The organism is Desulfobacterales bacterium, assembly GCA_030066985.1.
GTDB lineage: Bacteria > Desulfobacterota > Desulfobacteria > Desulfobacterales > JAHEIW01 > JAHEIW01.
Genome location: JASJAN010000007.1, coordinates 1 through 14,173, shown reverse-complemented (window position 1 = coordinate 14,173; position 14,173 = coordinate 1). Strand labels below are relative to the sequence as shown.

Annotated in this window: 9 protein-coding genes; 7 read left to right on the top strand and 2 right to left on the bottom strand. The window is 41.9% G+C overall.

Going from position 1 to position 14,173, the window contains the following annotated elements:
* Positions 1–206 precede the first annotated feature (206 nt).
* Positions 207–2,492 carry a tetratricopeptide repeat protein gene (locus tag QNJ26_05335; GenBank protein ID MDJ0984948.1) on the bottom strand — a complete coding sequence of 762 codons (2,286 nt, stop codon included), beginning with the start codon at positions 2,490–2,492 and terminating at the stop codon, positions 207–209.
* A gap of 562 nt (positions 2,493–3,054) precedes the next feature.
* Here QNJ26_05335 and QNJ26_05330 point away from each other — a divergent pair.
* The 7 genes from QNJ26_05330 to QNJ26_05300 all read left to right on the top strand — a co-directional run bounded on the left by QNJ26_05330 (position 3,055) and on the right by QNJ26_05300 (position 11,218).
* Entirely contained in the window at positions 3,055–4,143 is a 1,089-nt protein-coding gene (locus QNJ26_05330) for an alkene reductase (GenBank protein MDJ0984947.1), read from the top strand.
* Between the two features lie 739 nt (positions 4,144–4,882).
* Positions 4,883–5,185 (top strand): hypothetical protein, encoded by a 303-nt coding sequence (locus tag QNJ26_05325; GenBank protein MDJ0984946.1) that lies wholly within the window; start codon positions 4,883–4,885, stop codon positions 5,183–5,185.
* Between the two features lie 9 nt (positions 5,186–5,194).
* Complete coding sequence (locus QNJ26_05320; GenBank protein MDJ0984945.1) at positions 5,195–5,461, top strand: hypothetical protein; 267 nt, start codon at positions 5,195–5,197, stop codon at positions 5,459–5,461.
* A gap of 109 nt (positions 5,462–5,570) precedes the next feature.
* Complete coding sequence (locus QNJ26_05315; GenBank protein MDJ0984944.1) at positions 5,571–7,619, top strand: aldehyde ferredoxin oxidoreductase N-terminal domain-containing protein; 2,049 nt, start codon at positions 5,571–5,573, stop codon at positions 7,617–7,619.
* A gap of 316 nt (positions 7,620–7,935) precedes the next feature.
* Positions 7,936–9,390: a LuxR C-terminal-related transcriptional regulator gene (locus QNJ26_05310; protein MDJ0984943.1), complete on the top strand. Its 1,455-nt coding sequence runs from the start codon at positions 7,936–7,938 to the stop codon at positions 9,388–9,390.
* A gap of 479 nt (positions 9,391–9,869) precedes the next feature.
* Positions 9,870–10,208 (top strand): hypothetical protein, encoded by a 339-nt coding sequence (locus QNJ26_05305; GenBank protein MDJ0984942.1) that lies wholly within the window; start codon positions 9,870–9,872, stop codon positions 10,206–10,208.
* A 527-nt stretch (positions 10,209–10,735) separates the two neighbouring features.
* On the top strand, positions 10,736–11,218 hold the full coding sequence (locus tag QNJ26_05300) for a zinc ribbon domain-containing protein (protein ID MDJ0984941.1): 483 nt from the start codon (positions 10,736–10,738) through the stop codon (positions 11,216–11,218).
* A 188-nt stretch (positions 11,219–11,406) separates the two neighbouring features.
* Here QNJ26_05300 and QNJ26_05295 read toward each other — a convergent pair whose 3' ends face one another.
* Positions 11,407–13,239, bottom strand: a complete 1,833-nt coding sequence (locus QNJ26_05295; protein ID MDJ0984940.1) for an SPOR domain-containing protein — start codon at positions 13,237–13,239, stop codon at positions 11,407–11,409.
* Between the last annotated feature and the right edge of the window lie 934 nt (positions 13,240–14,173).

The window sequence follows — 14,173 nt, the reverse complement described above, 5'->3', positions numbered from 1 at the left end:
GCGATTTTTTAAGTGGGTGCGCATTAAAATGGTTGCCTAAACAAATTTGCAAAAGTGGCATATAGCGAGGGTGATCATATTTTAATGCTGAAGTATAAAATGAATATCACAAGAATATTGGGGGCGCTAAATTACATATAGGTTGGCGGTATCTTCAATATTGAGTGATTGCTTTTTTGGCAGAAACATAAAGTATTCAAAAATCATTATTTAGTTGTCAGTGCTGCGATGAAGTAGTCCTTAACATATAAATATTGTTGCCCTGAGCCGGGCTCTGAATCGGGATTGCGATATATTTCTCCACAGTTGTCTAAGCCTTTTAATCTGGGTAAATCTTTCTCAGCCCCTTTTACATGATATTCAGCTGTTTCGCCTTCCAATCTGTAGCAGAAACTGTCACCCGCAATCCACCATTGTCCTTCTCTCAATCTAGATAAATCATTCAACCTACCGTTTTCGTCATAATCAACCCAGGTTGTTTTGCCAAATTCGTATATTGTAATTTCCTGACCCGAGACTAAGCTTCGGATCTCTTCACCCGTCAATTTATTTTCCTGATAAATTTTGTAATATTCCGTGGGTTTTCCCGGCCAACCCGCTTTAACCAGTCCATCAGCGTAACGATCGGCAACTTTTCGGTCTTTAATACAAAAAGAGCTCATAACGGTTGTCACGGTTGCTGGAAATCTCCCTGTAGTCCAATCCTTCAGGCATTTATTGTAGGCAGCCTCAGCATCCTGGTTTCGGCCCAAGAGTGCATAGATTACTGAAAGCCTCTCATAGTGATCAGCGATTGTCGGATTGTGATTTATCGCTCTTTCGGTCATCGTTGCAGCCTTTTGCAGGTCACCCATTATAAAATAGGCCATTCCTGAAGCGGATAAGGGAGCGGCGATGTTACGAGGGTCGAGCTGCATTGCTTTGTTCACAAAGTCAAGACCTTCCTCGGGCTTTCCAGTGGCCATTAAAATCCAGGCCATGTTTAAATTAGCGTCCGGGTCGTTGGCATCAAAGGTAAGTGCGAGCTGGGCATGGGAAAGAGAGTCTTCGTATTGACGCCGAAACATCGCCATTTTGCTTGCCACCAGGTGAGAAGTGGAATTCGGATTGCGCATGGCTAAATTTAAATATTTCCGTGCAGTGACCCTGTAATGATTGTGCCATTCGAAAAGGTCCCGCCATTTAAACCGAAGTGAAGTACTTAGATACGCCCACGCTAAAGCGGCGTGCGCCCGACTGTACGCAGGGTCTAACTCGATGGCTTCCGTAAATGAAGCGATAGCCTGGATTAAATCATCATGCGTCTGTCGATGTAAATGCTCCCACCCTTTAACAAAAGCATCGTAAGCTTTAATGTTTGTTGTTTCTTTTTTGGCCAGTCGATTCTGCTCTTTAACTGTCAATTTAACCTCCAGGATTGCTGCAATTTCCTTCGTGATCCTATCCTGCAGATCAAAGATGTTTTCCATGACAGCATCGTAGCTTTCCGCCCAAAGATGGTGATCTGTGGCGCCATCAATGAGCTGAGCTCTGATTCGCACACGGTCACCGGCCCTTTGGATGCTGCCTTCGAGCACGTATTTTACATTTAGCTCCTCGGCAACTTGCTGCACCTTCGCCGGTTTTCCTTTATAAGTAAAGGATGAATTACGGGAGATGACCCTTAGGCCCGATATTTTAGAAAGATCCGTTATTAGCTCATCGGTCATACCGTCAGCAAAATACTCCTGCTTGGGGTCATCGCTCAAATTGCTAAAGGGCAGCACAGCAATGGAAGGATTATCAGCTACTTCAGAGGCCATCTCTTTTACCTCGGCAGGCTCGGTTGCCGGGCGACGCAAATAAAACTGCCATATTCCCACAGCAACTGCCAATAAAAGCACCGCCACCGCTCCAACCAGAATCGGCGTTCGCCGTGTTGGTGAAGATTTTTCAACTACGGGCTTTCCTGAAACCGTCACTCTGGGATCCATCAGAACCCGATAGGCACCTACTGGTTTAGTAATATTTTTTACCATCTGATCGCCAATAAAATCATATCCATAAGGTAATTTACTTTCGATGTGATCAAAAGCGGTCTTGGAGATGCAGATGCCTCCCGGCTCAGACAAACCTTCCAGTCTTGCAGCGATGTTAACACCATCACCATATATTCGCTCTTCTTCCTGAATGACATCACCCAGATTGATACCGATTCTGAACCGCATCTTTCTGTTTTCCGGCAGTTGATCGTTACGGGCTTTTATCTCTTTTTGAACGGCCACCGCACACTGCACCGCATCGACCACGCTGACAAACTCAGCCAGCAAGTTGTCACCCGGAGAATCCAACACCTGGCCATTGTGTTGCTGGATAAGGGCATTGAGAACTTCTCGGTAGGCTGTCAGGGTACGGACAGTGGCTTCTTCATCATCGCCCATAAGACGACTATAGCCTTCAACATCGGCACTGAGGATAGCGGTGAGTTTACGTTTAAAACCTTCATCTGCCATAATGGCACCTCCCCCATATAGGTTTCAAACAAATGAACTCATAATGTGGAATTTCGTAGGAACGTAAAATCCAGGTCAGAAAGAGGCTTCGATTCTGAAAATGGCGTACCGATTCAGGTCATGTGGAATAGGAACATCGGAAATCGTTATCGATTTTATAACCAAATAGTTAAATTTTAGTCAATAAAATATAGATTATTACAGGTGGTGATATATTGAAAATACCACAACCTGAGCCATTTTACAGGTATGAAAAAAATATCAAAAAGACAGATCTAATTCATAAGGTGCCTTATTGCCCCCAAATTAATATTTAGAGCAAATTTTTAAGTACATTAAATTTTTATATGTTTGAGCACGATTGTTAAAACCTGTCTGCCCCTCAATCGGTTAATTCTGACAACATGTAACAGTAATTACCCAAGAATCCCGCCAAGCGGTGATCACATAAGATCACATATCAGTATAAAACATCGATTTGATAGCAGACAAAAGTTAAAAGATGCTTATTGTACAATTTCTATTCTTTATTTTATCAACTATTGGATAACAGGAGATCGTCATGACGAACCACAAGCTGTTTGAACCATTGCAGTTGGGAGACCTAAAGCTTAAAAACAGAATCGTAATGGCACCCATGACCAGGGGACGTGCAGGTGCGGAGCGCATTGCGAATGCGCTGATGGCCGAATACTATTTCCAACGGGCTTCAGCCGGCTTGTTGATTACCGAAGCAACCGTCATTTCCGCCCAGGGCAACGGTTGGGTGGGCTCACCGGGCATTTATACCGATAAGATGGTGGAGGGCTGGCAAATCGTCACCCAGAAGCTAAAGCCCACCGGCACGCCCATCTTTTTGCAACTATGGCATTGCGGCCGGGCATCCCACAGCGACTTTCACGATGGCGCACTGCCGGTTTCAGCCTCAGCGGTAAAACTTAACGGTGATCAGATTCACACGCCGCTTGGGAAAAAAGATTACGAAACCCCACGGGCCATGACAATTGATGACATCAAGGCCACTGTGAAAGATTATCGAAAGGCTGCCCAAAATGCCAAACAAGCCGGTTTCAGCGGTGTCGAAGTTCATAGCGCCAATGGCTATCTGCTCAATCAATTTCTGGACTCAAAAACGAATTTAAGGACCGACGATTACGGCGGCAATTTAGAGAACAAGTATCGTTTTTTAAGAGAAGTGATGGCGGCTGTTCTGGCGGTATGGCCGTCAAACCGGGTGGGTATCCGTCTTTCTCCCAATGGCGTGTTCAACGATATGGGCAGTCCTGATTTTCGAGATACATTTCTCTACACCATAAAAGAGCTCAATAAATTGAATCTGGCATATGTTCACATCATGGATGGGCTTGCTTTTGGTTTTCATGAACAGGGAGAGCCGATGGCGCTGGCTGAATTTCGGGCTGAATATGACGGCATTATCATGGGCAATTGCGGTTACACCAAGGAAACAGCAGAAGAGAGGCTCTCAGCTGGCCACGCGGATCTGGCGGCCTTCGGCCGCCCTTTCATCACCAATCCGGACCTGCCTGAGCGTTTGAAGAGCAACTGGCCCCTGACGGCCTTTGACGATATGTCATTATGGTATACTCCGGGAGCTAAAGGGTATACGGATTACAAACCTTATCTGCAATAATCTGTACTTGGTTTGACAGATTTGGAATGTGAGTCAAGATTTCGATTGACAATATAGAATCACAACTAATCAGCTGCTTCTTAAATATCAAATCCTTTTACCATAACAATGCTTTTCAACGGGCGATTTTTCAGATACATGAGTTCGTGAATCCTTCACATAATTAAGAAATGGCTGTATGAATCGGTATTTTGAAACGCTTTGAATTAATTGCGATATACGATCCATATCCCCTATTCCCTCTCCAGTATGCGGTACCATTATATAATGTGGTGGCTCGCTAAAAATATAATTTATAAACCGTGTACATATTGATATGCATTCTCTACATTTTCATCATTTTAGGAGAAGGCACGAAACCTAAAATAAATCGAGACTAAAAAAAATGTGTATAAGCCCTAGCTAATTTATAGTCAGCATTAGCTACATTGTTGGTGTATGGAGTTGATTTTATAATATCCAACTTAAATTTGAGAAAATGAGCACAACCTCTTGACTTTGAAAAACGGATTCCTTAGGATCCTCAGAATATTAGCAATAATTCACTTCTTGTCCGAAATCTACAATCTAAAACTTGATCAATTCAATAGGATAACCCACGAAAGATCAAGGAAGTCAAAAACCCCACAAAGCAGATATTGGAATATCTCGCCGGACTTTTTTAAAAAGGGCTGGGGGCGTTGTGGTCTTGATCGGCGTTGCTGGTTGTGACTCCGGTGAGAGGTTGGAGTCCCTTGTAATGTTGGAGGATGGAAAGTCCGGGATCCCCGTATCCGAGGGATATCTGCTGGTCGACACAAAAAAATGTCAAGGCTGTATGTCTTGCATGCTTGCTTGTTCTCTGGTCCATGATGGAGAAGAGAATTTGTCACTGGCCAGGATACAGATAATCCAGAACCCGTTTGGAAAATTTCCGGATGATTTGACTTTAGAGCAGTGCAGACAATGCGTTGATCCCGCCTGCTTGGAAGCCTGCCTCGAGGAAGCGCTGACGGTCGATGTCGAGCATGGGAACGTCAGAAGAATCTACGCTGAAAAATAAATCGGCTGCATGCAATGCGTGGAGGCCTGCCCCTACGAGCCCAGCCGGGCTGTCTGGAATTTTCAGGAGGCCCGCGCTCAAAAATGCGACCTTTGCGCTGATACCCCGCACTGGAACCGAGAAGGGGGACCGGCCGGTTTGCAAGCCTGTGTCGAAATATGTCCACTGGGCGCCATTAAGTTCACGAAAAAGATACCCGTTCAGGAAGGGGACGAGGGATACCACGTCAATCTCAGAGGAGATGGCTGGGAGAATCTCGGATACTCGAGACGTTGAAACGTCCAGCGTTGACCATAATCTATAACTGGGAGCCACATCGCCCGTGCCTTGCTCCTCGCAAGGACGGAAGAACTCAAGACTTTCGAGTTACTATGAGACCAATATTATGAATGGATATACAGGTAAAATACTGAGGCTGAATCTTACCGCCGGAAAGATTTCTATTATCAATACCGAAAAATATCAACAATGGGGCGGGGGGCATGGAATGGGTTCGGCCATTTTTTGGGATCTGGTAAAGAACAAGGCCATCAGTGGATTCGAGCCCGCAAACATCGTAACGATTATGACGTCTCCCTTATCCGGAACCCTGGTCCCTGGTGCCTCCGCACGAACGGAGGTGCAAGGAATCGGAGTGCAGTCTTTCCCCGTTGAATGGTTTACCCGGAGCAATTTCGGGGGCAGATTTGCTCCCATGCTAAAATACGCGGGCTGGGACGGCATCGTTGTCGAGGGAAAAGCGGACAAACCGGTCTGGATCGATATCAGAAACGACAAGGTCCGGATTAAAGACGCCGGGCATCTGTGGGGTTTGGATACCTGGCAGACCCAGGAGAAGATATGGGCTGAAGTGATGGAAGGCCAGGCCTTTGGCGACTGGATGAAAGTCGGCGGAAAGGATTCCGAGGCCAGAACGACCCAAAAACCGGCCGTTCTCACCATCGGACCGGCAGGAGAGAACCTGGGACGGATCGCCTGTCTTATTCACGACGTAGCCAACGCTTCGGGCCAAGGGGGATTCGGTGGTGTGTGGGGATCGAAAAACCTCAAAGCTATCAGCGTTATCGGAACGGGCAGCGTCAAGGTCTCGGATCCGAACGCCTTGATGGAATCCCGTATCTGGGCGAACAAGGAATACGCTTTCAATGTCGATCATCAACGCGGCAAGGAAAGGCCGCTTATTTATCTCTGGAAAGGCGACAAAAACGCCCGCATTCACGCATGTGTGGGCTGCCATGCCGGTTGCCAGGAAAGGAATTCATCCGGGATGGGGACCGATTCGACCTGCGCCGAAACGGTTTTCTACACCTGGGCCGACAAAAGGAAACACTGGAGGCAGACGAATGCGTCTTACATCGCAACGGATTTGCTACAGAAACAGGGTGTCAATGCCTATGAAGCTTTGCGCGGTCTGCCTTATATTTTAGCGCTGGCTAAAAAGGGCGTGCTGGGCCCTGGTAGGAAAATCGACAGCGACCTTGATTTTAGCAGGTTGGGTACAGTTGAATTTGCCGAGAAGTTCGTAGGAATGATCAGCAATCGAGAAGGCATCGGCGACGACATGGCCGAGGGATTTTACCGTGCAGCTCAAAGATGGGGGCGGTTGGAGCAGGATCTGAAAACCGGTTTGCTTTTGTACCCGTACTGGGGACTACCCGAACATGGTTACGATCCCAGAAGTCAGGTCTGCTGGGGATACAGCACGATCCTGGGCGATCGGGACTGCAACGAACACGAATTTACGTTACTATTTTGGTACGCCAAGTCTTTCAAAGATCACGGAAAAAAGGTTCCGGTACCCGCCGAATCATTTGTGAACGCCTTTAGCAGCAAGCTGTTTCCTTTCCAAGGAGACCCGTTGATGCTCGATTACAGTGATGAGAACATCTACTCGGATCATATGATCAAACTGGTAGCCTGGCAGAGACGCTATACCCGATTCTGGAAACAATCCGTGCTATATTGTGATCACAAATGGCCGCAATTTGTTTGTGGTCGAACAAAGGATTATCTGGGGTGCACAGGCGAAGGAGAACAACGATTCTTCAACGATGTGACGGGTAACAATTATAGCTTTGTCGACGGTATGGAAATGGGAAGAAAAATATGGAATCTCGACAACGCCATCTGGACTCTGCAGGGTCGTCACCGGGACATGGTGCATTTTTCCGACTATATTTACAACGTTAAAGAACCAAGTCCTTTTAATCATCGTTCCTATTATCTGCCCGGCCGAAAAAACGGGAAATGGGATTGGCTTTTGGTCAGCTACCGGTGTCACGATCGCGATAAATTCGACGATTTCAAAACCCGGTATTATAATTTCGAGGGTTGGGATCCCAACACGGGATGGCCGAAGCGGAACACCCTCCAATCGCTTGAATTGTCATACGTAGCCGATGAACTGGAAGCCCACGGCAGGCTGGGAAGCTAACCGAATTCAATCCACAATCTTAAAATTCTTGTGATATCCATTTCATATATGAAAAATTGCCAAAGTTCATGTATCAATATATCACCAATTGACTTTTCTATAATACCCACACCATAAATTACCACTCTGTAGTATAATACTCCAGTATTATTGACAATAATTACAACTTCTATTATTCAATATAGATTCTAATTTTAAAAGACCGAAAATAACAGAACATACTTTATTCACCGGCAATCATTTTTTCGGATTGCCCAAACATATCCGAAAAATGCTATGAGCCATTTCTATTCTCAAGGCCGTTAGAGGATTTTTGATGACCATAAAGCCAACGTATGAAGAACTTGAAGAATTGCTGGAAAAACGAACAAATGAAGCAGCAAAAACAAACGAACTATTCTTACAAAGAGAAAATGAATACAAACAGTCAAAAAAGCTGATGGAATATCAGCGGAATCTATCCGTTTCGATCGCTTCAACTAGTGATTTAACAAAGGGATTACACATAAGTCTTCAGATCAGCATACAAATGTCTGGTATGGATTGTGGTGGAATTTATCTTTTTGATAAACGAAACGAAGATTTAAATCTAATAGTCCACCAAGGATTATCTGAGGAATTTGTCCAAGCCGTTTCTCACTATGACAAAAACTCAGATAATTCATTATATGTAAAGAAGGGTAAACCAGCCTATATCTCACACAAAGATTTGGAGGTTTCGTTGACTCCGGAGGAACAACGTGAGGGAATCCGAGCCTTCATGACTTTGCCGTTGTTAGACGAAGGAAAAGTAGTAGGGTGTATGAACCTTGCTTCCCACAGTGTGGAGGACATACCTTTACCAGTTCGAATTGCTATCGAGGCGGTAGTTGCTCAAATTGGAGGTGCCATTGGCCGGTTAAAAACAAGGGATGCACTTCAAGAGAGTGTAGAGCATCTCGAATCGCTAATGGAGAGTGCAACAAATTTTGCCATCTACCGGTTAGTTAGTGATGGAAAAAGTCCCCATAAGCTCAGGATTAAATTTATAAGTCCTTCAGCTAAAACGATATTGGGTATTCCAGAGCCGATGAAATTTGAGACATGGTTTGAAAATGCGCACCCCGATGACGTGAAAAGATTATCTGAAGCTAACCAACGAGCATTCAAAACCAACCGTTTCAATGAGGAATATAGAACGTATCACAAAGATAGAGGTGAATGGCGCTGGATTCATGGAATTTCAACCGGAGGTAAGAACGAAAAAGGTTGGAACAGATACGTTAACGGAATATTAATTGATATTACCAAACGTAAACGATCTGAAGAGGCTTTAAAATTAAAAGACAAAGAGCTGGAATCCAAAGCACGTGATCTGGAAGAGCTTAATGCCGCCCTCAAGGTCTTGTTAAAAAAAATAGAGGAAGAAAAAAATGAACTTGAAGACAATATACTTTCAAACGTAAAATCCTTAATTAAACCTTATCTTGAAAAACTTCAAAATGGTGGCCTTAGTGAAAGACAAAAAGCCTATCTGGAAATAATTCAAACGAATTTAAATAATATCGTCTCCCCCTTCGCCCGGAATTTTTCGTCAAGTTATTACCGTTTAACCCCTCAGGAAATTAAAATCGCAAACCAAATCAAACAGGGCAATACAAGCAAAGAAATTGCCACAATAATGAATCTTTCTCCGAAAACGATCGAGTTCCACAGAAGAAACATTCGTAAAAAACTGGGATTAAATAGAACCAAGGAAAATCTCAGAACCCGCCTTTCATTTCTTAAGTAACCCTGGTTTTTACCTAGTGTTTTATACTTGATCTACTATGGTTTACAATAATTCTGTTATATGTAAAATTAGAAACTAGGTTTGCACCTCAATGCAACCTTCCAATCATTGCCCCTGAAGTAAGGTTTGGTTGCCTTTTCTGCTTCAGGGGCATCCCCATGCCAAAAGGCAATATGGTCGTTTAAATCAAATGACGATAACATTCTGATGGTGGGGACAGGATGTAAATCGTCTTGATAAAGATACGACATAAAACCCTTGATCGCTATTTCAATATCCCCCCAAAGTTACTTGGCTAAGCCAATGGCCGATAGCTTATTCTACTCGTCTAAAAGGTATCTGGTTTCCAGAGCTCAAGTTGTCTGAAAACGACAGCGATCCCTGATTCTTCTAATTGAAATTGCATCCGGCCCTAATAGCAAGGTCATGTTAGTGGATTAAATCTCAATCAAATCCAATAACAGAAAAGGAGGATTAAAATGGGAGGAAAAATTTTTATCATTACAGCGTTGTTAATGGTGGCCATTTTAATGGGAGCGGTCTCGGCAACCGCACAGGGAACGGGTAACGAACAATTAAGGAAATACTATAACGAATTTATTTCTAAATGTATCTCCAAAAACCACTCTAAAGCAGGCCTGCAAAGCTCAAAATCTGCGAACTTGCGAAGTTGTGGAACCCTTTCCAAACAAAAGGTTGTTTTTTTAACGAATAACCAGAACATGCTTGTCAATGAAATGATTAAAAATCAGATTGGCACAAAACCCTACAAAATAGAATACTATTTGAATAAAAGATTCCATCAAATATATCATTGATGAAGGTTGTTGCCTAAAGCATCAGATGGCTGCTTGAAGCATTCTAATAATTGTTCACCAATTTGTTTTGGGAGCCCTTGAGACCCATTCATTTGCCAAGGGTTGGTTTATTCCTCCTTTTCGCAAGGGCTCCCTTCCTTTGATACCTACAACAACTATGTAAGTATCATCCCCCTAAAAACCTTGATATTCGATATGTATCTGTAAAATCGCTAAAGTGCATGTATTCTCAATATACTGTAATTAGTTGGTGTATGGTTTTCTGACAAATTTTAATATAAATCTATTGATTTTTCATTATTTTTTCTTTTATATTCAACAACAAACATCTGAGGGTTAAATAACAAGGCTTAAGCATCTGTTGGGGGGAGACAGTATGCAATGTGTCTTAATTAAATAGCCAAGTAGCCTATTAGGGGACTTGGCTATTTTTTGTTTGTCGAGCAACGGATAACCATTTGGAGGCTGTCTTGGGCTGAAATCAAGACCCCATTTCTCAGATTGAGAGGTGTTTTTTGGAACTGAAAATGAACAAAAACAAATGCTACGCGTATACAAGGGAAAAAATTCGTTGTGAAAATTATGCAACGAATGATTCGGATTTTTGCGATTACCATAAAAAGTTATTTAAGGATTTTCCTCCTGTTAAAATCTTTGCATTGATGTGTCCTTATTGCGATAAGCCTGTAGAAAGAAATGCTGAATTTTGCAGCTTATGCAAAAACTTTTTTTTAATATGCCCATATTGCGATACACCTTTAAGAAAAGATGATAAATTTTGTAGATTCTGCAAAGAAGCCCTCACTACTGCCATAAATAAACCCGATAATCAAATTTATTTTGATAAGCTTGTTAACATTTTTAATGATACGTTTGTTGACATTCGTAATAGATATTCTGCAAAACGTATAAACATTGGTCATGGATTCCTTTTGCTACTAATCTTCTCATTCATGGCAAGCATATTTATTTTTTATATAATAGATATTTATTTAAATTCTACTCAATAGCCTATAGAGAGAAAACAGGCAGGGCCTAAGCGACTCTGACCTTCAAACTGTCAGTACGTCTTGTTGTGTCATATTAGCATATCTGCAATTTTAGCAAAATACAGATTATCTCAATGAATCTGCAATAGGCCAGTATTTCATTTTAAAAAGTTATACGAATCTATTTGATTAGCTTTTTGTAAGATTCGTTATGGTTGTCTCAATGGAAGGACAATTGAATCTGTTTTTTCTTGCCTTGAAAAGCTAGCGGCATTTTTCGATGCATTTTTTAGGGAGGCATATTCGCCGATTCGAACAGTATGCCATAATCGGCCTTTTGAATCATTGAGCATTACGATTCTAGCTAGATACCCTTTCTTTTTTAACATGCGTGTAGTGTTAATGGCATTTTCTTTAATGCGAAATGCACCTACTTGAACAAAATAACCTGCTTTAGCCGACTTAAGCTCGTTAACTCGAGGTTTCAATTCCAATTCATTTTGTCTATCAAAGTTATACAATTGTTGATCATTGCTAAGTTGCTTCATTGCGAGAGTATTCAATTGTTCCGATGGTTGGATGTTTCTCTTATCATAAAGAATTTCCTTATCCATATCGGGTGAGTAGTATTCTTTTTGAAAATCGGCAGACTTAGGGGCATCCGGCTTAAGTGGTAAAATCCCCTGATACCAAAGAGCAAATGTTAGTGCTAAAGCAACTAAACCTACTGATAATACACTATTCCACAAAAAAGAATCAAAGAGCCTTGAAATAAAAATATTGGTGCTCCAATAATTGCGCTGTTTTAGGTAGAAGCTTTTTGTCGTGCTGTGAATAAATAAATAGAACTTCGCCCCTGCTTTCCTAAAACTACCGAAAACCCTTTGCTTATTTATATCGGGAAAGGTTCTTTGTTGGTCAAACAACTTCCAAGTTGAAAATCGGCTGAAGAAATTATCAAACAGACCCATTGTCTGTTCAGCTTTCCGAGGAATCTTTCCATAATTAATTTTTTGTTCCCTCATTAGAAGATTTAGCTCTTTACAACAGTTCTCTATGACTACCGGATCAACAGTCCTCAATTTCAGTTCATTTGCAAAATTTAATGCGCAATCACAAATCTTATTTATTTCTCGGGGAATTCCTTGGGAGTGCAAAAAAATATTCTGAATGGTTTCCTGGGGAAAAATACTATTTTTTATACCGGCGGTCCCAAGCATATAGTCAATATAGCTGTTGGTCTCACTTTTGTTTAATGGCTCAAGACGGCATATAATTATGGAACTGTTTGTCGGTTTAAATTGTTCATTTGGGCTAAATGGTATTCTTTCACATGAAATAAGAATCTTTATAATTTTCTGATGCTGAATCGTTATGTTTGATAAAAATGACAATTCTTTAATAAGGTTGTCGTTTATTTCAGTAAGACCATTTAATATGAGTAAGATTTTTTTATTTTCAGCATGAACGCTGTGTAAATATTGATTGAAGCGAATGAAGAATGCACCTTTATTCTTAAAATTTTCGTTTATGCCTGCGCTGGCGGCTATCAACATGAACAAGTCTTTTTCATCCTGAAACTCATCACTTATCTCAACGCTTATAAATTCAGGTAAAAGCTCCATTTCAAGATATTTAATCAGGGTCGTTTTTCCAACTCCAGAATCCCCAGTGAGCACTATAAAATTCGCGTCACCCCAGACCGCTTTCTTTAATGCGTTAAGAGTTTTCGACTGCGATTCACCGAACCAAAAATTCTTCATTCCAACTGATTTGGAAAACGGATTGAATTTTGGATCATATGATTTTGATGACGCTTTTATTTGAGAAGTGTTATATGAGGTCTTATTTTTACGGTGGATACCTAACGCGCCGGCAACGCCTATAGTCAGTAGGATTAGGAAAGTACCCGTCGAAATTGGAACAGAATTCTGTCTATCTTGTTCCAATTTTTCTTGATGATGGGCATGTCGCAAGTTCAGCAGCTTACTGTGTATTCCGAAGAATCCGATACCGAAAAACAACAAACTGATACTTGCCACAATCGGTATGATCTTGATCTTCATTTTATTAGGAATAGAAATAGGTTATAATACTAAAGTAACACGAAAATTAATATTTTCAATGATTATATTTAATTATCTTTATATTACAGAGGTTAAATTTTTTTCAAAATAGGGGTTCATTAATAGAAGAAATACTTGGTTAATAGGATTCGAAAAGATAGCGTATTCCGAATTCATACATGATTTGGTTACTGAGGTTATACGTATTTACAGGGTTGTGACACCTTTGGTATCTCCAACAAATCAAAGGTTTTTAGGGTCATAAAATTGTTGTGATATTTGAAATATCAGAGATGATATCACATGTATGCCGTTTTGACCGGGAGTGCTGTCTTGGTGTCATCAGTCTGAAGCCCAATACCAATCAACCCATACCTCAGTGAAAAAAATTGCCATTCCCCCTTGCGTTTCTAAAACATTGCATTAATCTGTTTCGTGCCTTCTGGAATGTTTGTGCAATTTTTCTGCCTTTCTGTTAAGCCATTTAGGCTGGCAACAGCAGAAAAATTATCAACAGCATTTTGGAAGCATCAACCATTAGGGGGTGGTTCAATTTGAACCGCCCCTTTTTGTTAATATTGACATTGTATTGGTCCATCGGGTGCGTAATCGATAGGGCCGGCAGGGCAAACAATGTAACCACATCATAATATTCTGGCTCTCTACAGATGAACGGGGAATAAAATTGCCCTATTCATCTGTTCTCCTCCTTAACGTGGTAGCCCATCAATGCAGTGGGCCGCCTCGTTTCAACTCTATCAAACTTCTCAGGAGGTCAACCATGCAACAGCCTCTTCGTATCATTCCCGAAAGACGTACCGGCAAAGATAGACGTAAAATCTTTAGTCTGCACCGGTTTTTTCACAAAGGGCCTGAAAGAAGAAAGGCTTTACACGATCGAAGGTTGTTG